This window comes from Blattabacterium cuenoti, assembly GCF_014251375.1.
In the GTDB taxonomy this organism is placed as follows: domain Bacteria; phylum Bacteroidota; class Bacteroidia; order Flavobacteriales; family Blattabacteriaceae; genus Blattabacterium; species Blattabacterium cuenoti_K.
Genome location: NZ_CP059187.1, coordinates 134,476 through 158,246, shown reverse-complemented (window position 1 = coordinate 158,246; position 23,771 = coordinate 134,476). Strand labels below are relative to the sequence as shown.

20 protein-coding genes, 1 tRNA gene and 1 pseudogene are annotated in these 23,771 nt (G+C 27.7%); 8 read left to right on the top strand and 14 right to left on the bottom strand.

The genetic code is table 11. The features are described 5' to 3' along the window. Positions 1-67: 67 nt before the first annotated feature. Complete coding sequence (locus tag H0H71_RS00730; protein WP_185856268.1) at positions 68-2,203, top strand: carboxy terminal-processing peptidase; 2,136 nt, start codon at positions 68-70, stop codon at positions 2,201-2,203. On the opposite strand, the gene gyrA is transcribed toward H0H71_RS00730, so the two are convergent. Both gyrA and aroB read right to left on the bottom strand, forming a co-directional pair. Further along, on the bottom strand, positions 2,187-4,652 hold the full coding sequence (gyrA, locus tag H0H71_RS00725) for a DNA gyrase subunit A (RefSeq protein ID WP_238784462.1): 2,466 nt from the start codon (positions 4,650-4,652) through the stop codon (positions 2,187-2,189). The genes H0H71_RS00730 and gyrA overlap by 17 nt on opposite strands. Before the next feature lie 55 nt (positions 4,653-4,707). Next, a complete protein-coding gene (gene aroB / locus H0H71_RS00720) occupies positions 4,708-5,787 on the bottom strand; it encodes a 3-dehydroquinate synthase (protein ID WP_185856266.1) in 1,080 nt (359 codons plus the stop codon). Between the two features lie 306 nt (positions 5,788-6,093). On the opposite strand from aroB, the gene H0H71_RS00715 reads away from it, so the two are divergent. Then, positions 6,094-6,744, top strand: coding sequence for a DedA family protein (locus tag H0H71_RS00715; protein ID WP_185856264.1), 651 nt, complete (start codon positions 6,094-6,096; stop codon positions 6,742-6,744). 57 nt (positions 6,745-6,801) lie between these two features. Here the strand turns inward: H0H71_RS00715 and H0H71_RS00710 are convergent, their stop codons facing one another. The 3 genes from H0H71_RS00710 to H0H71_RS00700 are packed head-to-tail and all read right to left on the bottom strand — an operon-like array spanning position 6,802 to position 8,839. Next, positions 6,802-7,206 (bottom strand): nucleoside deaminase, encoded by a 405-nt coding sequence (locus H0H71_RS00710; protein ID WP_238784470.1) that lies wholly within the window; start codon positions 7,204-7,206, stop codon positions 6,802-6,804. A 52-nt stretch (positions 7,207-7,258) separates the two neighbouring features. Continuing rightward, complete coding sequence (locus H0H71_RS00705; RefSeq protein WP_185856262.1) at positions 7,259-7,876, bottom strand: 50S ribosomal protein L25; 618 nt, start codon at positions 7,874-7,876, stop codon at positions 7,259-7,261. Between the two features lie 30 nt (positions 7,877-7,906). Then, positions 7,907-8,839, bottom strand: coding sequence for a ribose-phosphate pyrophosphokinase (locus H0H71_RS00700; protein ID WP_185856260.1), 933 nt, complete (start codon positions 8,837-8,839; stop codon positions 7,907-7,909). A gap of 91 nt (positions 8,840-8,930) precedes the next feature. Between H0H71_RS00700 and H0H71_RS00695 the strand changes: the two genes are divergently transcribed. Next, positions 8,931-9,728, top strand: coding sequence for a thymidylate synthase (locus H0H71_RS00695; RefSeq protein WP_185856258.1), 798 nt, complete (start codon positions 8,931-8,933; stop codon positions 9,726-9,728). An 11-nt stretch (positions 9,729-9,739) separates the two neighbouring features. On the opposite strand, the gene thrC is transcribed toward H0H71_RS00695, so the two are convergent. Genes thrC through thrA form a run of 3 tightly spaced genes read right to left on the bottom strand, consistent with a single transcriptional unit; the run spans position 9,740 to position 14,517 of the window. Beyond that, positions 9,740-11,065 carry a threonine synthase gene (gene thrC, locus H0H71_RS00690; protein WP_185856256.1) on the bottom strand — a complete coding sequence of 442 codons (1,326 nt, stop codon included), beginning with the start codon at positions 11,063-11,065 and terminating at the stop codon, positions 9,740-9,742. A gap of 10 nt (positions 11,066-11,075) precedes the next feature. Further along, positions 11,076-12,068: a homoserine kinase gene (locus H0H71_RS00685; RefSeq protein ID WP_185856254.1), complete on the bottom strand. Its 993-nt coding sequence runs from the start codon at positions 12,066-12,068 to the stop codon at positions 11,076-11,078. A 1-nt stretch (position 12,069) separates the two neighbouring features. Beyond that, on the bottom strand, positions 12,070-14,517 hold the full coding sequence (gene thrA, locus H0H71_RS00680) for a bifunctional aspartate kinase/homoserine dehydrogenase I (protein ID WP_185856252.1): 2,448 nt from the start codon (positions 14,515-14,517) through the stop codon (positions 12,070-12,072). Positions 14,518-14,867: 350 nt separating this feature from the next. Here thrA and H0H71_RS00675 point away from each other — a divergent pair, with 350 nt between their 5' ends. Together H0H71_RS00675 and ureC are read left to right on the top strand one after the other, a co-directional pair. After that, the gene (locus tag H0H71_RS00675) at positions 14,868-15,527 is read left to right on the top strand and encodes an urease subunit gamma (RefSeq protein WP_185856251.1); all 660 of its coding nucleotides are present in this window, start codon (positions 14,868-14,870) and stop codon (positions 15,525-15,527) included. After that, the gene (gene ureC / locus H0H71_RS00670; protein WP_185856250.1) at positions 15,524-17,230 is read left to right on the top strand and encodes an urease subunit alpha; all 1,707 of its coding nucleotides are present in this window, start codon (positions 15,524-15,526) and stop codon (positions 17,228-17,230) included. Before H0H71_RS00675 ends, ureC begins: the two co-directional genes overlap by 4 nt. 26 nt (positions 17,231-17,256) lie before the next feature. On the opposite strand, the gene H0H71_RS00665 is transcribed toward ureC, so the two are convergent. Both H0H71_RS00665 and H0H71_RS00660 read right to left on the bottom strand, forming a co-directional pair. Beyond that, a tRNA-Leu gene (locus tag H0H71_RS00665) sits at positions 17,257-17,339 on the bottom strand. A gap of 56 nt (positions 17,340-17,395) precedes the next feature. Then, positions 17,396-17,838, bottom strand: a pseudogene (locus H0H71_RS00660) (deoxycytidylate deaminase). A 97-nt stretch (positions 17,839-17,935) separates the two neighbouring features. Here H0H71_RS00660 and H0H71_RS00655 point away from each other — a divergent pair. After that, positions 17,936-18,661: an RNA methyltransferase gene (locus H0H71_RS00655; protein ID WP_238784461.1), complete on the top strand. Its 726-nt coding sequence runs from the start codon at positions 17,936-17,938 to the stop codon at positions 18,659-18,661. 5 nt (positions 18,662-18,666) lie between these two features. Here H0H71_RS00655 and H0H71_RS00650 read toward each other — a convergent pair whose 3' ends face one another. Together H0H71_RS00650 and H0H71_RS00645 are read right to left on the bottom strand one after the other, a co-directional pair. Further along, positions 18,667-19,182, bottom strand: a complete 516-nt coding sequence (locus H0H71_RS00650) for a ribonuclease HI (protein ID WP_185856456.1) — start codon at positions 19,180-19,182, stop codon at positions 18,667-18,669. Further along, positions 19,175-19,939, bottom strand: coding sequence for a lysophospholipid acyltransferase family protein (locus H0H71_RS00645; RefSeq protein ID WP_185856247.1), 765 nt, complete (start codon positions 19,937-19,939; stop codon positions 19,175-19,177). Before H0H71_RS00645 ends, H0H71_RS00650 begins: the two co-directional genes overlap by 8 nt. 264 nt (positions 19,940-20,203) lie before the next feature. On the opposite strand from H0H71_RS00645, the gene fbp reads away from it, so the two are divergent. After that, on the top strand, positions 20,204-21,205 hold the full coding sequence (gene fbp, locus H0H71_RS00640; protein WP_185856245.1) for a class 1 fructose-bisphosphatase: 1,002 nt from the start codon (positions 20,204-20,206) through the stop codon (positions 21,203-21,205). 16 nt (positions 21,206-21,221) lie between these two features. Then, positions 21,222-21,602, top strand: a complete 381-nt coding sequence (locus H0H71_RS00635) for a ribonuclease P protein component (RefSeq protein ID WP_185856243.1) — start codon at positions 21,222-21,224, stop codon at positions 21,600-21,602. 66 nt (positions 21,603-21,668) lie between these two features. Here H0H71_RS00635 and H0H71_RS00630 read toward each other — a convergent pair whose 3' ends face one another. Then, complete coding sequence (locus H0H71_RS00630) at positions 21,669-22,247, bottom strand: MarC family protein (protein ID WP_185856240.1); 579 nt, start codon at positions 22,245-22,247, stop codon at positions 21,669-21,671. 113 nt (positions 22,248-22,360) lie between these two features. After that, on the bottom strand, positions 22,361-23,740 hold the full coding sequence (pyrF, locus tag H0H71_RS00625; RefSeq protein ID WP_185856455.1) for an orotidine-5'-phosphate decarboxylase: 1,380 nt from the start codon (positions 23,738-23,740) through the stop codon (positions 22,361-22,363). Positions 23,741-23,771 lie beyond the last annotated feature (31 nt).

Below are 23,771 nucleotides of genomic sequence, written 5' to 3'. Positions count from 1 at the left end.
TTTTTCTCTATTCTTAGAAAGAATCTATAATTTGAATCTATCTTTAGACTTTTGATCTAAAAATAAGATGATATCAGATTTTGAATTCAGTAAAAAAATTAGAAAGTTAAAATATATAGTAATTGGATTTATTTTTACTTTTTTATTGAGCTTTTGTTCTCCAAAAAGCGAACAAGAAACACATCATATTATATTAAAAAAAATATATCAAACACTATATTTATTCCATCCTAGACCTGTTAAAATCAACAATGATTTTTCAAAAAAAGTATATAGAAAATATTTTGACAATTTAGATTTTCAAAAACATTTTTTTTTACAAAAAGATTTGAATGATTTTTCTTTCTATAAAGAAAAATTAGATGATTATTGGATTAATGGAGATCCAACTTTTTTTAAAGTTACAATGAAACGTTTCTATCAACGAATTCAAAAAGGAGAAGATTTGTGTTTAAAAATCTTAAAAAAACCTTTTGATTTCAATAAAAAAGAAATATTTATTCCTGGAGAAAGAAAATTGTTTTATTCTAAAAACGAAAAAGAATGGATTGAAGAATGGAGAAAATATTTAAAATATTTGACTCTTGTAGAAATCCTCACTCCAGAAATAGAAAATCAAAAAGAAAATATTTTAAAAAATTCAGATAGTTTTTGGAAAAACTTATTCTTAAAAAAAGAAAAAGAATCTAGAAAAAAAGTTGAAGAAAATATTCTTGATTTTTTTAGAAAATTAAAAATGAAAAAAGAATCGGATTGGTTTTCGGTATACATAAATGCTATCATATCGCAATATGATCCTCATACTCATTTCTTTTCTTACAAAGAAAAGGAAAATTTCAATTTAGAAATATCTGGACAAACAGAAGGAATAGGAGTAGAATTGCAAGATCAAAAAGGATATGCGACAATAGTGAAACTTATAGTAGGGGGCCCTGCATGGAAAAGTAATAAGATAGAGATAGGAGATAAAATTATTAGAGTAGCAAAAGATTCCAATTCAGAATACAAGAATATTATAGGAATGTTGTTAGAATATTCTCTTCCTCTCATAAGAGGAAAAAAAGGGAGTAAAGTAAAATTAACAATTCAAAAAAAGAATGGATCTATAGAAGAAGTTGTTCTTATGAGAGATGTGATTGAAAAAAAAGAAATTTTTGCAAAAAGTGCAATCATATTGGATGAAAAAAATAGAAAATATGGGTTTATCTGTTTACCAGAATTTTATTTTCATCCTGAAAATAAAAAAGTAAGGAATTCAGATCAAGATATAAAAAAAATAATTCAAGAACTAAAAAGAGAAAAAGTTCAAGGAATTATTTTAGATATAAGAAATAACGGAGGAGGATCTTTAGAATCAGCTGTGGAAATTGCTGGTTTTTTTTTAGGAAAAGTTCCAATTGTACAGATAGGAAAACGTCAGGGAAAAAATATTATAATAAACGCTTCTCATTCAGCTATTTGGAACGGACCGCTTGTGATTCTTGTCAATGAGTTATCCGCTTCTGCTTCCGAAATTCTTGCTTCATCTATATCTGATTATAAAAGAGGGATTATTGTTGGAAGTTCTCAAACTTATGGAAAAGGAACAGTTCAAACTTTGTTTTCATTAAAAAGATTTCCCTTATTATATTGTAAGGAATTGGGGATAGTAAAACTTACTATAAATAAATTTTATCGTATCAATGGAAGCTCTACTCAATTGAAAGGTGTCAATTCAGATATAGTCATTCCAATTGATGGAAAAATATTTAAAATGGAAAAAGATCAGATAAATCCTATGTCATGGGATAAAATTTCCTCTATTTCATATCAAAATTGTACTCCTTGGAAAGGAAAAAAAAACTTGGAAAAAATAAAGTTAAGGAGTAGAAATCGTTTGAAAAAAAACAAAAACTTATTAATAAGTATTCATAATACTATAAAACTTTTAGAAAATAAATTATTCAAGGTCAAATCTGTCCCTCTAAATTGGAAAGAGTTTCTTTATGAAAATTTAAAAATAAAAAAGAACATCGAAAATTTTAAAAAATTGAAAAATTATTTGAATGAATATAGATATAGAATTTCTCATTCTTCTTCTTACAAAATACTTTCAAATGATTCTGAAAATTTAGAAGGAAAAAAATGGAAAGAAGATTTATCAAAAGATTTACAAATTTCAGAAAGTGTCAATATTTTTCAAGATTTTAATGAAATTCAATAGGTGATTTATAAACTTTTTCTACATCAGCTATTTCATCATTTTTTTTGATGTTAATTAATCGAACTCCTTGAGTTGCTCTTCCCATCACTCGTATATCTGATACAGATATTCGAATGATGATACCTGATTTTTTAATAATCATTAGATCATCTTGATCTGTGACATGTTTGATAGAAATTAAATTTCCTGTTTTTTGAGTGATATTTATTGTTTTTATTCCTTTTCCACCACGATTTGTTATCCTGTAATCTTTAAGATTCGATCTTTTTCCAAAACCTTTTTCAGAAACAACCAATAGATGTCCTTTCTCATTTTCTTCAACACATACCATTCCAATTACTGCGTCTTTTTCATTTTTTAAATGAATTCCTTTTACTCCAGAAGAAGCTCTTCCGGTTGAACGAACTTTTTTTTCTGAAAAACGAATGATTCTTCCGCTTTTTAAAGCGATAAAAACATGACTATTCCCTTTTGTTAAAATTGCTTCTAATAAAGAATCTCCTTGACGGATAACAATGGCATTAATTCCATCTTTTCGGGGTCTTGAATAGTTTTCCAAAGATGTTTTTTTAATGATCCCTTTTTGAGTTACCATCATGACATAATGATCTTGAACATAATTTTTATCGGTAAGATTTCCAGAAAGGAGTATATAGGCATTGACTTTATCATCTTGTTGAATAGAAATGATATTCTGGATTGCTCTTCCTTTAGAAGTTTTAGATCCTTCAGGGATTTCATAAACTCTTAACCAAAAACATTTTCCTTTTTCTGTAAAAAAAAGTAAATATTGATGATTGGTAGCTATGAGAAGATGTTTAAAAAAATCGAATTCTCTAGCACTGGCCCCTCTATTTCCCACTCCACCTCTTCCTTGACGCTTGTATTCAGACAAAGAAGTTCTTTTAATATATCCAGCATGAGAAATAGTAAGCACAACCTGTTCATTTTCAACTAAATCTTCTATATTTACTTCTTTTCCTAAATAATCTATTTCTGTGCGCCGTTCATCTTTATATTTTTCTTTTATATCTGAAAGTTCTTTTTTAATAATTTCCATTCTCATAGAATGGTGGATTAAAACATTTTTTAAAAATTCTATTTTTTTAATTAATTCTTCATATTCTTTTTTAACTTTTTCAAGTTCTAAAGATGTAAGACTTTGCAATCTCATGTCTAAAATAGACTTTGACTGATTTTGAGATAATTGAAATTTTTCAATTAGCTTGTCACAAGCTTCATTTTGATCTTTAGATTTTTTTATTAATTCAATCATTTTGTCTAAATGATTGAATGTTGTTAAAATCCCTATTAAAGTATGAACACGATTTTTGAATTTTTTTAATTCGTATTTGGTGCGACGAATAATTACATCATGTCTATGAGATACGAAATGACGAATAAAATCTTTTATATTTAGCTGTACTGGTTTTCCTTTCACTAACGCTATGTTGTTAACATTAAAAGAAGTCTGCAAAGAAGTATATTTGAATAAATTGTTTAGCAATATATTTGGATTTGTATTCTGTTTAAGAACATAAACGATTCGTAATCCTTTTCTATCCGATTCATCACGAATTTGATAAATTCCTTCCATTTTTCCTTCTTTCATTAATCCAACCGTTTTCGAAATCATTTCTGATTTATTTACTTGATAAGGAATTTCGTCTACAATAATACATTGTCTTTCCTGAATTTCTTCTAAATGAACTTTTGCACGGAGTACAATCCGTCCTCTTCCTGTTTGAAATGCTTCTTTAACTCCATCATATCCGTAAATAATTCCTCCAGTAGGAAAATCTGGGGCTTTAATAAATTCCATAATATTTTCTACAGATAGATCATTATTATCAATATAAGCGCAAATTGCTTCTATAGTTTCTTTTAAATTATGAGGTGGAATATTGGTAGCCATTCCAACTGCAATTCCAGAAGAACCATTTATTAATAGATTCGGAATACGTGTGGGTAATACAGTAGGTTCTTCTAAAGAGTCATCAAAATTAAGTTGCATATCTACCGTTTCTTTTTTTATATCCAATAACATATCTTCAGACATTTTTTTCATTCTAACTTCTGTATAACGCATTGCAGCAGGTGGATCTGAATCTAAGGACCCAAAATTACCTTGTCCATCTATTAATGGATAACGAAATGTCCATTTTTGTGCCATACGAACCATAGTATCGTAAACAGAAATATCACCATGTGGATGATATTTTCCTAATACTTCTCCGACGACACGAGCTGATTTTTTATGAGAATTGTTAGAAAAAATTCCTAATTGATACATTCCATAGAGGACTCTTCTATGTACAGGTTTCAATCCATCTCTAGCATCAGGAAGTGCTCTAGACACAATAACTGACATAGAATAATCTATGTAAGATGATTTCATTTCATCTTCAATATTAATAGGAATTAATTTCTCTACTTCATTCACATTCATCTTATTTTTTTATTCTTATGGATTATTATTGTCTTCTGAAGAATATACATATTTTTTATAGTTTACTTTTTTGTATTTGTAAAAAACTTTCCTTAATTAAGGAATAAGGTACTTGACAATTGTAAGAACAAATTCCTATCTTTTTTAATAAGGAAAATTGAATTTTATTTTTTTCATTTTTTTTATCATGTTCCATAATGAAGAATAGTTTATCAATTTCTAGATTAGAAACTTTTTCTAATACTACAGAAGAAAGAATAGATTTGATTTCTTTAAAATCATCTATTGATAATCCATTTATTTTATATGAAATCCAAGATTCGCATATCATCCCCATGGAAATCGCTATCCCATGTAAAAGTTTTTCTTTTTTTGAATTCATAAAATAGCTCTCTAAAGCATGACCTATGGTATGTCCAAAATTAAGAATTTTCCTTAATCCTTTCTCTTTTGGATCTTTTTTCACAATTTTATTTTTGATTAATATAGATTGATAGATTAAATGATTCCATTGATTTTTATATTTATTTTTCATTGGATTTTTTTTCATATCCATCCAAAAATTTTTATCTGCTATCAATCCATGTTTGAACATTTCGGCCATTCCTGAAATCATTTCTTTTTCAGGAAGAGTTTTTAGAAAATTAGTATCTATAATCAAAAGTTCTGGACAGTAAAATGTTCCTATTTCATTTTTTATAGATTCTAAATTGATTCCTGTTTTACATCCTATGGAAGCATCCACCATTCCTAATAATGTTGTAGGAATATTTATAAAACGAACTCCTCTTTTGAAAATGGAAGCAACAAAACCACCAATATCTGTGATTACACCTCCTCCTAAATTAATAATTAAACTCTTTCTATTTGCTTTAAAAATTTCTAGATTCTTCCATATTTGAATGCAGGTATAAATATTTTTTTCTTTTTCTCCTGATGAAATTTTTATAACATGAGATTCTTCTAAAGAGCTAATATGAGATAATAAAATTGGAAGACAATGTTTATAAGTGCAATAATCTACTAAAATAAATGTATTCTTTATATCTACTTGATTTTTATTATTGAAAAAATAATTTTTCAATTCTTTATAAGCCTCTTCATTAAAAAAGAGAATTTTTCTGTGATGATCCATATTAATAATTATAGTAGAAATATAGTAGAGAATAATTCAATAATCAATCAACAAAATGAAAGATTCGATACAATAAAAAAGCTAAAATCACGAAAGATATTATTATGAAAAATATATTAGCATTCCATCCTAAAATTTCAACAAAATGATAAAAATATTTCATACACATTTCATTTCATTACAATAATATGTAAAAATAAAATATTTTAAGCATTTATTTTTTTAATAGATAAATCAACAGAAAAAATGGAAATATTTAACTTTATCTTTAAAGATAGTTAGTATATCATATTCGTACACAATAAAATGTCAGATTTATGGGATTTTTTTCAGCATTTGTTTAATCCGAGATGGATTTTTTTCTATTTCGGGAATACAGCATTATTTATTCTTTTAGCAATTGTTTTTGCAGAAACAGGTTTTTTTATAGGTTTTTTCTTACCTGGAGATTCTTTGCTATTCACTGCTGGAATATTCGGAAAAGATTTGTGTAAAAATTTTTACAATGTCCCATTTTTTGTGATTATTTTAATTGTTGCATGTGTTGCAATTCTTGGAAATATGCAAGGATACTGGTTAGGATATAAATCCGGGAATTTATTGTATAGAAAAAAAGATTCCTTTTTTTTTAAAAAAAAACATCTTATTCTAGCAAAATTATTTTATAATAAATATAAAACTACCGCATTGATTATAAGCCGATTTCTTCCTATGTTTAGAACTTTTGCTCCCATAGTAGCAGGAGCTATCCGGATTGATTTTAAAAAATTTATGATTTATAATATTATTGGAGCATTTTCTTGGACTTTTTCTATCATGCTAGCTGGACATTATTTAGATCAAACTTTTCCTGAACTAAAAAATCATCTAGAATGGATCATTTTTCTAATTGTATTTACCACGACTCTCCCTATTTTTATAAAATTAAAAATAACAGGTAAAAATAAAAAAAAATAAAAAAAACATTACATTAAAATTCATCAGAATTTTTCTTTTTCATGATTTTTTTTCTTTTCAAAAAAAAAATTTCTGCATGAGACTTTTACATTTATTTTTCATAATACCAGATGAAAATTTGGTTTTAGGATGTAATTTTATTCCTGTATATAAAAATCCTCTTTTAGAATTATTTGTTGTTCCACACACTACCCTTCCAATTTGGGACCAAAACAATGCTCCTGCACACATCACACATGGTTCTACAGTAACATATAAAGTACATTCTCTGATATATTTTTGACCTAAAAAATTAGATGCAAAATTGATCACTAACATTTCTGCATGTGCCGTTATATTCCCAAAAGTTTCAGTCAAATTATGAGCTTTAGCTATGACTGAATTTTCATATATAACAACAGCTCCTATAGGAATTTCATCTTTATGAAATGCAGTAAAAGCTTCTTCCAAAGCGATTTTCATAAAATATCTATCATCCTTGAAACAAGAAAGATTATTTTTCATCATATTGCTCCTACTTTTTTTGTTTTTGATCTTCTTTTTCTTCTTTATTATTATTCTCATCTTGAGTTTCTTTAATTATACGAGATGGTTTGACCCTTGCTAAAAGGGTATTTAAAGGATGTAAAATAGTATACTTTTTTGAAGATAAATCTTTCACTGTGATTCTATCTCCTATATCCAAATAATTAATATCTAGTTTTATAAATTCAGGAAATTCAGAAGGAATAGCTTTTACTTTTAGTTTTCGAATAGGGGAATAATATTCCCCCCCTTTAGATACACCAATAGGTCTACCAAAATATTTTATAGGAATTTCTAATGTAATTGGTTTAGATTTTTCTATTTTACAAAAATCTACATGTAATATTTTTTCACTAATAGGATCAAATTGAATTTCTTTTCGAATTGCATTGATATTTTTATCACATCCTTCTATTTGAAGATTTACCAAGTATACGTCTGATGTATATACCAATTTTTTTAAATTTTCTTCTAATGAAATCCAAAATGGAATAGTATTAATACTTTTTCCATATAAAATACAAGGAATTCCTCCAGAAACTCGAATAGAATGTACAGCTTTTTTTCCTACATTTCTTTTTTTTCCGTATATATTTATATATTTCATTTCATTTATATATATGATGAAATTATTCAATTAAATTATAAACTTACTGCTTATTGATTCATCATTGTGAACAGAATGCATAACTTCTGCAAATAGAGGTGCGCAAGATAAAATTTTAATTTTATGAGCATTCTTTTTGATTGGGATAGTATCGGTTACTAACAATTCTTCAAGAACTGATTCTTTTATTTTTTCATATGAATTTCCAGATAATACGGGATGGGTGGCTACCGCACGGACACTTTTAGCCCCTTGTTTTTTGATTAAAAGAGCTGCTTCTGTTAAAGTTCCAGCTGTATCTACCATATCATCTATAAGTACTATATTTTTTTCTTTCACATTTCCAATGAGATTCATAAATTCTATTTCATTTGCTTTTTTTCGCTCCTTATAACAAATAACTACATCTGTTCCTAAATATCCAGCATAACTCCTGGCTCTTTTTGCACCTCCCATGTCTGGGGAAGCAATAGTAAGTTGATCTATATTCAATTTTTTAATGTAATCTATAAATATTCTAGATGCATATAAATGATCTACAGGAATATCAAAAAATCCCTGAATTTGATCTGCATGTAAATCCATGGTCATTACTCTTGTTGCCCCTGAAGCAACCATAAGATTAGCAACTAATTTTGCAGCAATAGGAGTCCTAGGTCTATCTTTATAATCTTGTCTTGCCCATCCAAAATATGGAATTACAAGTGTTATATTATGAGCAGAAGCTCTTCTAGCGGCATCACACATTAAAAGTAATTCCATTAAATTGTCTACTGGGGGGAAAGTAGATCCAATCAAAAATACTCGTGATCCACGAACAGATTGTTCAAAACAAGGAGTATATTCTCCATCACTAAATTTCAAAAAACGAACTTTTCCTAGAAAATTTCCATAATGATCCGCTATACTCTCAGAGAGTATTAATCCGCTTCTTGTAGAAAAGAAGAGTACTTTTTGATTCATAGTTATGTTTTTATTATTTTGTACACAAAAATACTTTTAATTGAAATGAAAAAAATAAATTTCTTATTATTCTTTTATATTTTTTAGTACTATGAAACAATATTTAAGTTTATTAAAATATATCTTAAAAAATGGAATAAATAAAATGGATCGGACTGGAATAGGAACAAAAAGTATCTTTGGATACCAGATGAGATTTGATTTAGAAAAAGGGTTTCCTCTTTTAACTACTAAAAAATTAAGCATCAGATCTATTATTTATGAATTATTATGGTTTTTGAAAGGGGATACGAATGTCCGTTTTTTGAAAGAAAAAAAAGTATCTATTTGGAATGAATGGGCAAATGAATCTGGAGATCTTGGCCCTATTTATGGGTTTCAATGGAGAAAATGGCCCACTTATAATGGGTATTTTATAGATCAAATAGAAAATGTAATAGAAGAAATAAAACTAAATCCACATTCACGACGTTTAATTGTTTCTTCTTGGAATGTCGGGATGATTAAAGATATGAGATTACCACCTTGTCATTTACTTTTTCAATTTTATGTACTTAACAAAAAACAATTATCTTTACAATTATATCAAAGAAGTGCAGATATTTTTCTTGGATTACCTTTTAACATTGCTTCCTATGCCTTATTACTCACAATGATATCTCAAGTTCTTAATTTGAAGGAAAAAGAATTAATTCATACTATAGGAGATGCACATATTTATAATAACCATATGGAACAAGTGAAACTACAAATACAACGGATTCCAAGATCTTTACCGAAGATCATTTTAAATCCTTTAATCAAAAATATTTTTGAATTTCGTTTTGAAGATTTTCAATTAAAAAATTACACCCCTTTTCCTCATATAAAAGGAGATATCGCAATTTGAATATTTTTCTATTAAGATCTTCTTTCTATTAACCAATTTTTAAATATATTATAAGTATTAGGAATTTGAATTGTTTTTCTTTTTTTTGAACCTAAAAGAATTTTAAATTGTTCAGGAACAGAAATCTCTTTTCTTAAAGAAACCGGAAGATGATCTATAAATTTAATAGGATGAGCTGTTTCTAAAAAAATAGATGTCGTTAAAGGATCCTTTACTTCTTCTTGCAAGTATTGTCTAATCCCTAAATACCCAATGGCTCCATGTGGATCTAACATATATTTGTATTCCTTCCAAACCATTTCTATAATAGAAAGTGTTTCTTCATCTGTAAAGCTATAAGAAAATAATTTTTTACGTAATTGATTCATATTTTTTTTATATAAATACCATATACGAGAAAAATTGCTTGGATTTGATATATCCATTGCATTGGATATTGTTTTTTTTACTGAAAGAGGATGATATTTTTCAGTTTTTAAAAACCTAGGAATAGTGTCATTTATATTTGTAGAGGCTATAAAACACTTTATAGGAACCCCCATCCTTTCAGAAAGCATTCCTGCACAAATATTTCCAAAATTTCCACTAGGAATTGAAAAAATTAATTCTTTGTTTTCTTCTTCTATTTCTCTTATTTTTCTATAAGATAAAAAATAATAAAACATTTGAGGAATCCATCTTGCAATGTTAATAGAATTTGCAGAAGTTAGTATATATTTTTCTAAAATTTCTTTGTCTAAAAAAGCTTTTTTTACTATATTTTGACAATCGTCAAAATCTCCTTCTATTTCTAAAGCGTATATATTATCTCCTAAAGAAGTAATCTGTTTTTCCTGTAATAAACTAACTCCTTTGTATGGATATAATATAATAACTTCTATTCCAGGTTTTTTGTGAAATCCTTTTGCTACGGCACCTCCAGTATCTCCAGAGGTTGCAACTAAAACAGTAACTGATTTACCTATTTTTTTGCAAAAAAAGCTTAAACATTCTGCCATAAATTTGGCTCCCACATCTTTAAACGCTAAAGTAGGACCATGAAAAAGCTCTAATACATAGATATTATCATGAATTATTCGTAATGGAAAAGAAAAATTTAAAGTGTTATGAATAATACTATAGATAGATTCTTCAGGAATCTCTTTTCCAATATAAGGAGCGATTATTTCCATTGCGAGAGAATCTATGTCATATTTTTGCAAGTTTTGAATCAATTCTTTTTTTAAAAAAGGTATTTTTTCTGGAAAATATAAACTTCCATCTGGAGCTAATCCTCTTAAAACAGCACGTTCAAAAGAAATGAGACTTTTATGGTTTTCTAAACTGTGATATAACATAAAAAAAATTTTATATTTTGTTGAATATATCCCTTCTTATCTTATCTGAAAAAATTTCAGACCATTTTACTCCTTGTTTATTAATAGGAGAAGTATAAGTTTTATAATCAACTTTTAATGGAGAATAAACACAATTCATCATTTTAGTAACTTTTTTTGCGATATGATTTCCTTTACTTAACATGAAAACGGAAGGACCAGATCCAGAGATTCCTCCACCTAAAGCTCCTATTTCTTTACATCTTATTTTTAATTCATAGAAAGCGGGGATCAACATGGCCCGAATAGGTTCCACAATAACATCTTCTAGAGATCTACTGATCAATTCATAATCTTCTTTATATAATCCCGAAACCAAGGCACCAATATTCCCCCATTGTCGTATTGCATCTGTCATCAATATTTTTTGCTTTAATATTTCTCTAGCATCCGATGTTTTTATTTCAATTTGAGGATGTATAATACTAACCCATAATTCATTAGGAGTATGTAATCTAATAATATCTAATGGGTTATAACTTCTTACTAAAGTCACTCCTCCCATGATGGCAGGAGCTACATTATCTGCATGAGCCGTTCCGCTTGCTAAACGTTCTCCTTCCATAGCGAAACGAATTAATTGCATGGTGCTAAACGGTTTTCCTAGTAATATGTTTGCTCCAAAAACAACTCCAGCAGCACTAGCAGCACTGGAACCTATTCCACTTCCTGGATGGATATTTTTAATTAATTCTATTTCAAATCCCACTTTTTTAGTATCAAATTTTTTTTGTTGATACTTTTTTAATAAAGACTGTAAAGCTACAAAAACAACGTTTTTTTTTGGATCATTAGGTAATGAAAAGGAATCTCCATATATTATTCTATTAATCCGGATTCCAGGATTATTTGATTTGTATAAAAAAATCTCATCTCCTGGAATCTCTAAAGCTAATCCAATAACATCGAACCCACAAGCTAAATTTGCGACAGTAGCTGGTGAAAAAATTTTTATACCCTTCATTTTATTTAGTAGCTTTAATAATATCAGAAAAGACACCAGATGCAGTGACTTCTGCACCTGCTCCAGCACCTTTTATAATTAGAGGTTGTTCCGCATAACGAGATGTATTATATAAAACCATATTATCTTTTCCTTCCAATTGATAAAAGGGATGGCTTTTTTGAACTGATTCTAATCCAACAGAAGCAATTCCATTTTCATAACGAGCTATAAAACGCAAGCGTTTTTCTTTTTCTTCTGCTTTTTTTCTTATATTTAGAAAATAATCTCTGTGGCTATGTAGTTCTTGATAAAATTTTTCTATAGAAATTGCATTTGAACAACTTTTAGGAAGGAATTTTTTTTGTTGAATATCAATAAGTTCTATAGTTTCACCACATTCTCTTGCTAAAATAAGGATCTTTCGCATGACATCTAATCCAATCAAATCAATTCTAGGATCTGGTTCTGTATATCCTTTTGATTGTGCTTCTTTTACTACCTCTAAAAAAGATTTTTTTCCAATAAAATGATTAAAAATAAAATTTAAACTTCCGGATAATACAGCTTCTATCTTTTTAATTTTATCTCCACTATTGATAAGATCATTGAGAGTGCTTATTACAGGAAGACTAGCCCCTACATTAGTTTCAAATAAAAAAGGGGACTTAAAATGTCTAGAAAGAGTTTTTAATTTTTTATAATGATTGTAATCAGAAGAACAGGCGATTTTATTACAAGTAATAACTCCCATTCCATTTTTTAAAAATTTTTCGTAAGTCATCGCCATTTCCTCACTAGCTGTATTATCTACAAATAAACTGTTTCTTAGATTAAATTTCCATACTTTTTCCATAAAATATAAAATATTCATTTTATGTCCATTCTCATTTAAATGATCTTTCCATTTGCATAAATTTATTCCCTTATCATGAAAATACATTTTCTTACTATTGGCTAATCCAATAATTCTAACTTGAAGTTTTAATTTTTCAAGCAAATAATTCTTTTGTTGATTGATTTGTTCAAGCAATTTACTACCTACTTTTCCAACTCCACAAATGAAAAGATTAATTTGTTTTGGAGGCCTTTCAAAAAAAGCTTCATGCAAAGTGTTTAAAGCTTTTTTAAAATCAGTTTTTTGAATAACTGCTGATATATTTTTTTCCGTAGATCCTTGTGCTATAGCTCTAACATTGATACTATTTCTTCCTAAAGAAGAGAACATTTTTCCGCTTGTTCCATGAAGATTTTTCATGTTATCTCCTACTACTGCAATTATACAAAGATCTTTTTCTATTTTTAACGGATCAATACATTTTTTATGGATTTCTTGAGCAAATTCACTATCTATCACAGTCTTTGCTTTTATAATGTCCATTTCATGAATTCCAGTTGTGATTGAATGCTCTGAAGAACTTTGTGTGATAAAAATCACATTGATTTTCTCATGTGATAAAGCTTCAAACAACCGTTTAGAATACCCTGGAACTCCAACCATTCCACTTCCTTCAAGAGTGAGTAAAGCTAAATTTTGAATTCCGGAAATTCCTGTAACCGGTTGACTAATATTTGTTTTTTTTCTAATATAGATTAATGTCCCAGGATCTAAAGGGGAAAAAGTATTTTTAATTTGTATGGGAATGTGTTTTTTCATAGCTGGTTGTATAGTTGGTGGGTAAATAACTTTTGCTCCAAAATGAGATAATTCCATGGCTTCTTCATAAGAAATTTCTTTAATCGGAAAAGCTTGATTCACTATTTTTGGGTTAGCTGTCATCATTCCACTTACATCTGTCCAAATTTCAAGTAAACTAGCAGATATTGCAGCAGCTAAAATAGATGCAGTATAATCAGAACCGCCTCTTCCAAGAGTAGTAGTTTCATTTTCTAAAGTTCCTCCTATGAATCCGGGAAGGACGATATATTCTGATGTTTTTTCACGGAAAAATTGAACAATATAGTGATTACTAGTAATAAAATCAACTTGTGCACATCCAAATTGAGAATCTGTGATAATTAAATCTCTGCTGTCTTTGCAAATGGCGTCTAATCCAGATTTTTTTAATTTTTCTGCAATAAGAAAAGAAGAACTCAATTCTCCAAAACTCATTATTTTATCTAGAGAACGTTTGGAAATCTCTTCTACTTGAAAAATTCCATCACATAAACTTTCTAAATCATTGATATTTTTTTTTATCCAACTGATTAAATAACTTTGATCCGTTATTGGAAATAATTCTCTTATTATATTAAGATGACGAATTTCTATTTCTTCTAAAATATTTTTGTAAATATTTTTTCTTTCAGAAGCTAATTTTCCACATTGTATCAATTTATCGGTAATATTACCTAATGCTGATACAACAATAGCATACCTCCCTTTTGGTTTTTTTTTTAATAAAGAACAAATACGTTTTATGGAATCAGAATAAGCGACAGAACTCCCCCCAAATTTTAAAACTTGCATTTTTATTAATTTATTACAATTTTCCCCCTATCTAACTATCTAAGCTATCTATTTTATTAGATGACGACAAAAATAATGATAATTTATAGAGAAATGATTCTTTATTATGTAATAAACAATATCTTTTATTTTTTTAGAATCATTTTTCTATAAACTATTTATTAAGATTATTGTTTTTCAAAAATTTTTATAGTTCTAGGAAAAAAATCGAAATAAAATATGTTTCAGTTTCTTTTTGAATTCAAAATTTTTTCAAAAAATATAATTTAAATTTAATTTATTGTAATATTTCATAACTTTATCCAAAAAAGTTGAATTGTTTTTGAAGAATAAATAAAACTTACTATGCTATGCACTTAACTTTTTATGAAAAGGAAAAAATTCTTCTGCATATGGCTGGAGAATTAGCAAAAAAACGTTTGAAAAGAGGGTTAAAATTAAACTATCCTGAATCTGTGTCTTTGATTACAAGTTATGTCATGGAAGGCGCTCGTGATGGAAAAACAGTAAAAGAACTTATGAATGAAGCAGAAAGTATTTTAAACGAGAAACAAGTAATGGATGGTGTGTATGAATTGCTTAATAATGTTCAAGTAGAAGCTACCTTTCCTGATGGAACAAAACTAGTTACTATACATATTAAGAATGAGAAGAAAAAAGGAAAAAAAACAATAATAATCAACAAAAATGATACAACAAACAACCTGATCCCAGGAGAATATGATCTTGTTAAAAAGGATATACTCTTATTACCTGGTAGATCGCGTATAGAAAGAGTGGTTTTGAATTCCGGAAATCGTCCTATACAAGTAGGATCTCATTTTCACTTTTATGAAACAAATCTTGCACTTCATTTCGATAGAAATGGAACTAAAGGGTATAGATTAGATATTCCTTCAGGAAGATCTATTCGTTTTGAGCCTGGTAAAACAAAAGAAGTGACATTAGTAAAAATAGGAGGAAGTCGAAAAATTTATGGATTTTCTGGAAAAGAAAATACAAGAATATGAAAAAAATAGATAGAGAATCCTATGCAAGGATGTATGGCCCTACAAAAGGAGATAAAATCCGTTTAGGAGATACATCCTTGTGGATTGAAATTGAAAAAGATTATACTGTTTATGGAGATGAATGTGTTTTTGGAGGAGGAAAAGTGATCCGTGATGGAATGGGTCAATATCCATTTGCAACAAGTAAAGAAGGAGGATTAGATTTAGTATTAACTAACGCAATAATTATTGATCATTGGGGAATTGTAAAAGCAGATATTGGAATAAAAAACGGAGTCATTGTTGGAATTGGAAAGTCTGGAAATCCACATTTTATGGATGGAGTTACCCCCAATATGTATATTGGAGCTGGAACTGAAGTTATTTCTTCAGAAAATATGATTGTTACAACTGGAACTGTTGATTGTCACGTTCATTATATCTGTCCTCAGTTATTTGAAGTAGCGTTAGAAAATGGAACTACAACTATTATTGGAGGAGGATCTGGCCCAGCTACAGGAACAATAGCTACTAATTGCACTTCAGGCGTATGGAATATTCAAAGAATGTTAAGAAGTACAGATCATATTCCTATAAACTTTATTTTTTTAGCTAGCGGAAATAGTTCTCATTCCGAAGCATTAATAGAACAAATAGAAGCTGGAGCAGGGGGGTTAAAAATTCATGAGGATTGGGGGTGCACACCATATGTCATAGATCAATGTTTAAATGTTTCAGAAAAATTAGATATTCAAGTTAACATTCATACTGATTCATTGAATGAATCAGGTTATATTGAGGATACTTTAAAAATATTTAAAAATCGTACAATTCACACTTATCATACAGAAGGTGCAGGAGGAGGACATGCCCCGGATTTGTTAAAAGTTATATCTGTTTCGAATGTTTTACCGTCTTCAACTAGTCCAACTTTACCTTATACTATTAACACTATAGATGAACATTTAGATATGCTTATGATATGTCATCATTTAGACTCTAATCTTCCCGAAGATATTGCTTTTGCTAAATCACGTATTAGATCTGAAACTATTAGCGCGGAAGGGGTCCTACATGATATAGGAGCTATTAGTATGACCAGTTCTGATTCTCAAGCTATGGGTAGAATTGGAGAGGTAGTGAAAAGAACTTGGCAAACAGCTGATAAAATGAAAAAACAAAGAGGCGCTTTAAACAAAGATCATTATCACCATGATAATTTTAGAGTCAAGAGATATATTTCAAAGTATACAATAAATCCAGCTATCACTCATGGAATTTCAGAATATATAGGCTCAATATCTCATGGAAAAATGGCTGATTTGGTGCTATGGAAACCCTCTTTTTTTGGAGTTAAACCGGAATTAGTAATAAAAAGCGGTATGATTGTGTACGCAAGTATAGGTGATCCAAACGCGACAATTCCTACCCCCCAACCATTTATGTATCGTAAAATGTTTGGTTTTTTTGAACCAAAATTGAGTAGTATTTTTGTTTCATTCAATGCGATGAATAATGGATTTTTTGAAAAAAATGAAATAAAAAAGAAAATTAAAATAGTAAAAGGATGCCGGTCCTTATCTAAAAAAGATATGATATTAAATAGTGTCACTCCGTGTTTAGAAGTAGATCCAAAAACTTATAGTGTTTTTATAGATGGAGAAAAAATTACTTCTCCTCCATCAGATATCTTACCTCTTTCTCAAAGATATTTTTTATTTTGAAATCAAAAAATACATACACATAATAATACCCAGAGCGGGATTCGAACCCGCATGATGTTAGATCACTGGATTTTGAGTCCAGCGCGTATACCTGTTTCGCCATCTGGGTGTTTTTTTTTTATTTAAGGATTCTTTTTTAGTTTAGAAAGAAAAAAAAGAGGATTTCTAATCCAAGATCAGTTGTTCTATAACTATTTTCAATTTTTTTAAAAAATTCAATCCATCAACCACTGTATACTTCTTATACTGATGTAAATATACAACTCTTTTGATTTTAGATTGATGAATTAATTTACTGCATTCTTTACAGGGAGCATGTGTTATATATAAAGAAGCCCCTTTGCAAGATTTTGAAGATGATGCCATTTTTAGTATCGCGTTTGCTTCTGCATGTAAAACATACCATTTTGTTTCTCCATTTTCATCTTCACAAAGATTATCGAATCCACTTGGAGTTCCATTATATCCATCAGATATAATCTGATTATTTTTGACTATAACAGCGCCTACTTTTTTTTTTTACAATAAGAAAATTGTGCACATTCTATAGCTATGTTCATATAATCTTTATCATATTTTTTTTTATAAATTTTATTATAATAATTCATCATGTTAACTTTTTTCAAAAAAATGATATATAATAATAGTTCACGGAATATAATAATTAAGAAATTAATAAAAATTTATAGAAAAAATTCCATGAAAATGTTTCTTGTAGAAGGCATCCAAGAGTTTGAAATGGCTATAAAAGGAAAATACATTCCTATAAAAATATTTATATATAAGGAAATATTTCATAAATATAATACGATTAAATCATTTAAAAATGTTGTTACTTTTATAAATAAAAGAGTATTTCAAAAATTAGTATATAGGAAAAATTCAGGAGGAATTATTTCCTTATTTAAAAATAACTCTCCTGAAAGAAAATTGAAAAAGATAATAAAAATTCCCAATAATCCATTTATTCTTATATTAGATGGAATAGAGAAACCTGGAAATTTAGGTGCTATTTTAAGAACAGCAGATGCTGCAGGAGTTCATTTTATTATATTATGCAATATAAAAACATATATTTTTAATGCTAATGTAATCAGATGTAGTTTAGGAAGTATTTTTACAACAAAGATTTTTATAGAAGAACCAAAATCAATTTTTTCTTGGTTAAAAAAAAAAAAAATAGAAATTGTAGTTGCAGGATTTCATAAAAAAAAATCCATTACATTATATACCAATCAATTTTCTTCACATTTGGCGATTGTTTTAGGTTCAGAAAACAAAGGAGTGTCAGATTTTTGGATAGAAAAAGCACATAAAATCATAACTATTCCTATGTTTGGTCATATAGATTCTCTAAATGTTAGTCAGGCTATGTCTATTATACTTTATGAAATAATTAGACAAAGAATGACTCACTTTTCCTCCTCTTAGTTTTTCTATTTTATATTTTTTTTTACTTTTTTATTTTGTTGTTCATATTCATAATCTATTTTTAGATTTTTACTTTTTGAAGCTTCCACAGATAATTTATCACAGAAATTGTTAATATGGTGATTATTGTGAGATTTAATCCATTGAAATAGAATCAAATGTTTTTGAAAGATTTCTAAGAATCTAGTCCAGAGATCTACATTTTTTTTTTTGTAAAAATTATTTTTTTTCCATTTATAAATCCAATTATTTTGAATAGTATTGACTATATATTTAGAATCTGTAAATACAATTATGTTTTGTTTTATTTTCGTAATTTCTTCTAATCCAACTATCACAGCTAGTAATTCCATTCTATTATTGGTAGTGTATCTAAATCCTTCAGAAATTACTTTTTTATAAGATGTTCCAACAATTTCTATGAAAATTGCATACCCTCCAGGGCCAGGATTTCCTTTGGATGATCCATCTGTATAAAGATGAATTTTTTTTTCTTTTTTTTTTCTAAAAAAATCATTGATTTATTATTTTTTCACGTTCAAACTTTTTTAATTGATTTTTTATTAAATTGAAGCATTTTTCTTTTAAAAAATTTTTATCCTTCAAAGATAGATTTTTTGTTGAAATAGAGGAATGTTGTTTAATTCTTATTTTTCCAGGAAATCCTTTTATAATGGAATAACTAGGAAATTTTGTTTTGATATCAGCTATAGTAAATGGAATAATAGATATTTTTTTTTTTATAGCAATGAAAAACGCTCCACTTTTGAAATGACCTAAAAAGATAGACGTATTTGGAACTCCTCCTTCTGGAAAAATACAAATACTTTTTCCAGAATCTACTTTTTCTTGTATTTCCTTAAATACTTGAATACAACTTGATAGACTCTTTCTGTCTATTAATATATTACTTTTTTTATAAACAAATCCAAAAAAAGGAAGTTTAGCTAATTCCGCTTTTCCTACAAAAACTAACGGATGATTTCTCATTAAAGAATAAATTAACATTATATCCATAATAGAAGTATGATTGCTAATGATTACATATTGTTTATTTTTATCTAATATTTCTTCATCTTTTTCTAATACATACCAGAATCCCATGAGAAACAAATTACTTCTAGCCCACATTTGATGAAACCAATATGCAATTGGATAATATTTATCTTTAAAAAGAAATGGAATAGATGCTCCAGCCCATAGTGGAACTAAAAAAATATTTATTAAAAAAAACCATATTCTCCATAATAATATCAATAATATTTGTATGATTTTCATCAAATTAATAAGATGATAAAATTATTAAAAGTATATAAAATTCATAATGTGTGATTGATTTAGTTTGGTATTAGTTACAAAAAAAATTTTCTTTATTTTTTATTAGTTTTGAATGAATTTTCAGCTCTCTAAAAGAGAAAAATTTAGAATTTTTTTTTATTTTAAATGTCTAATTATTTGATTAAATATTTCTAAATCTTTTCCTTTCTCTAGGAGAACTGATATTTTTATGATTTTATAAAAATCAAATTTGTTTACATCATCATGTATACATTAGGAGAATTTATTATAGAGAATCGGGATAAATTTTTATATTCTAAAGAGGCTTTATTAAGACTGTTTAGTTCTATCAAACTAGCGGCTAAATCTATTAATAAAGAAGTCAATAAAGCTGGGTTGACAGAAGAGATTATGGGAAGTTCTGGAATGACTAATATACAAGGAGAAACTCAGCAAAAATTGGATAATTTTGCACATAGGGCTTTTATTGAATCATTTAAAAGCAGAAATGTAGTTTGTGGAATAGCTTCGGAAGAAAGTAAAGATTTTATAATTATAGGAGAAAAAGAAAACGAGAATAATAATCTCAGCAAATATATTGTTTTGATAGATCCACTTGATGGATCTTCTAATATAGATGTAAATATTCCTATTGGAACTATATTTTCAGTTTATATTAGAAAAACTCCTACTAGAATGGAGTTAACAATAGAAGATTTTTTGCAAAGAGGGAATAAACAAATCCTTGCAGGATATATTATTTATGGTTCTTCTACAATTTTAGTGTATTCTACAGGTAATGGGGTCCATGGATTTACTTTGGATCCTTCTCTAGGAACTTTTTATTTATCACATCCTGATCTTCATTTTCCTAAAAAAATAGAAAAGATTTATTCTATTAATGAAGGGAACTATGCACGATTTTCTGATGGGATTAGAAACTTTATAAGATATTGTCAAGAAAAAAAAGAAAACCGTCCTTATACTGCAAGATATATAGGATCCCTAGTAGGAGATTTTCATAGAAACATGATTCAAGGAGGAATCTACATTTATCCTGAAACAATTCATTTTCCTTGTGGAAAACTGAGATTGCTATATGAATGCAATCCTATAGCGTTTTTAACAGAACAAGCTGGGGGAAAAGCATCTGATGGAAAAAAACGGATTTTAGATATAAAACCAAGAAATCTACATCAAAGAACACCATTCATTTGCGGTCCTATAGGAATGGTGTCTAAGTTAGAAGAATTTATGAATGATTGATTATTAATTTTTATGTATGAATAAAAATGAAAAAAAAAACGTGCATTATACAATAATGAAATATGGAACAATTTTTTCAGAATTTCCTATTTCTGCTTTTGTGCTACTCTCTAAAAAGGAAATAAATTCGAAAAATAAAAAAATAGACTTGGTTGGAACTTTAGTGAAAAAAAAAAGCTTTAAGAAAGCTATTCACAGAAATAGAATAAAACGTTTATTAAGAGCTTCATTTTTTTTAAATAAATATCTTTTAGAAAAAAAAATAGAATTCAGTATTCATAAAAAAACTTATCAGATTATTTTTTCTTATAGAGGATTTCTTTTACCTACATTTGAAGATATAAATCAATCTGTTAAAAAAATTTTTTCTGAAATATTAGAAGAAAAAATTTCCTAATAGAAGTAGGAGTAGGAGTCGTCTATCGACTCCTACTCCTACTTCTTGTCTATTGATCTATTTTGATTATCCTTGTTGAAATAATTGTCCTGCATTAGCTCCGAAAATTTTCACTGAAAATGCCAATAATACAATTCCAAATATTTTTTTTAATACATCCAATCCATTTTTTCCTATTTTTTTAGCTATCAAATCACATCTATCTATGACAAAATAAACTACTATCATGTTAAGAATGAGTGATAAAAGAATAATGTATACATTATAAGTTGTTCTTAATGAAATTAAAGTGGTTAAAGATCCGGGCCCAGCTATCAGGGGAAAAGCTATTGGAACTATGGAAGTTTGTGCATTTTCTGTTACTTTATGAATATCTACTCCCAAGATCATTTCCAATCCTATTAGGAACAAGACAATGGATCCTGCAACAGAAAAAGAGTTCACATCAACTCCAATAATTTTTAGCATAGGTTGTCCTAAGAATAAAAAAGATAAAAAAATAACAAGAGAAGTAACTATTACTTTTTTAGTATCTATAATGTTTCCTTTAGATTTAAACCCCATAATTATAGGAGCATTTCCGAGTATATCTATAATACTAAAAAGGATCATAAAACAACTGATTAATGAGTTTATCCATTTCATATTCAAAACTTATTCAAAAATTTTTTAAAAGTTTAAAAAGAGTTTTTTTTGATGATTAAAAATCATATAAGTCTATTTCTCACTATACAAATTAAACAAAAATATGATCAGTATCATGAATTTTTTTTTGAAAGTCCTTTTTCATAAGCTTTCCATCCTGCATGTCTATATTGTTCTGCAGCTACTTTTGGATTTTTAGATTGATAAATTGCTTTTCCAACTATGATAAAATCGCTTTTATTTTTTTCAAAAGCTTGTTTAGGATGAATATATGTATTACCTTCTTTGTTTTTTTTTGATTCAGAAAAATGGATTCCAGGGGTAAACAATAATAATCTATCATCTACTTTTCTTTGTGCTACAGTTCCAATTACTTTTGGATTATTCAAAGAAATATTTAACGCTTTTCTTATATAATTATCATCTGATAATCTTCCATAAGAAGACATTTCCGACACAGTAATTAACCCTATTTTGGAAGAAATATTCAAATTTTTTATACTTGCACTTCCAGCAATAACATGTACAGTAATAATATCCGCCCAAGAAGAAATTTTGTGTACTCCATGATGGAGTTGAAGATTGTTTGTAGGCCCTACGTCACATAATTTTCTATCTTCAAATAGTAAAAATTTTTTTTCTATAGAAATATTTTTAAGAGATGTTATGAATGAAATAGAAAAATCATTAATAATATCTACATGAAGTTTTAATCCACAAATTCTATCACCAATAGAATTCACTAATTTTAATATGGATGAAGTGGATATTAAATCTGCTGATACTATCAAATTTGTTTTTTTTTTCAATGTTATATCAAGAAGTTTTTTTCCTATAGGATGAGAAATTTTTTCTTTTTTTTCTTCATAAGAAATCCGTTTTTCTTGAAAATTTTTTCTTCTTTTTTTAAAGAATTGAATTATTATATGGATTTCTTTTTTTTTTAAAAGATGTTTCTTATCGAGCATTTTTAAAACTTCTCCTATACAAAATAAAGTTCTGATGTTATATCCTCTTTTTTTTATGTTTTCTATTCCACCTTGTTCTCGATCAAGAATAGATAGAATATTTTTTATGATCAATCCTTCTTTTTCAATCTCTATTACAGTTTTTAACAAACTATCCCCACTAGTAATCACATCCTCTATAAGGAGACAATTTTGGCCTTTTTTATAAATTCCTTCTATCATTCGTTTTGTCCCATATCCTTTATTTTCTTTCCTTTTAATAATCAAAGGAATATTCGCCCTTAATGATAAAGTGGTAGCTATCGGTAGAGCTGCATATGGAACTCCACAAATTAGTTCAAATGTATGAGCTGGAACCTCATTGAGGAGTAAGTCAGATAACTTAATTAATAAGTCTGGTCTAGAAGCGATCGGACGAAAATCTATATATATTGGAGAAGTCATTCCGCTTTTTAATGTAAAATTTCCAAACTTAATAATTCCCAGATTGTAAATTTTTAAAAAAAACTGTTCTTTTTCTTTCATGTCATAATCAAAATACTGTATTTGTAAAGTT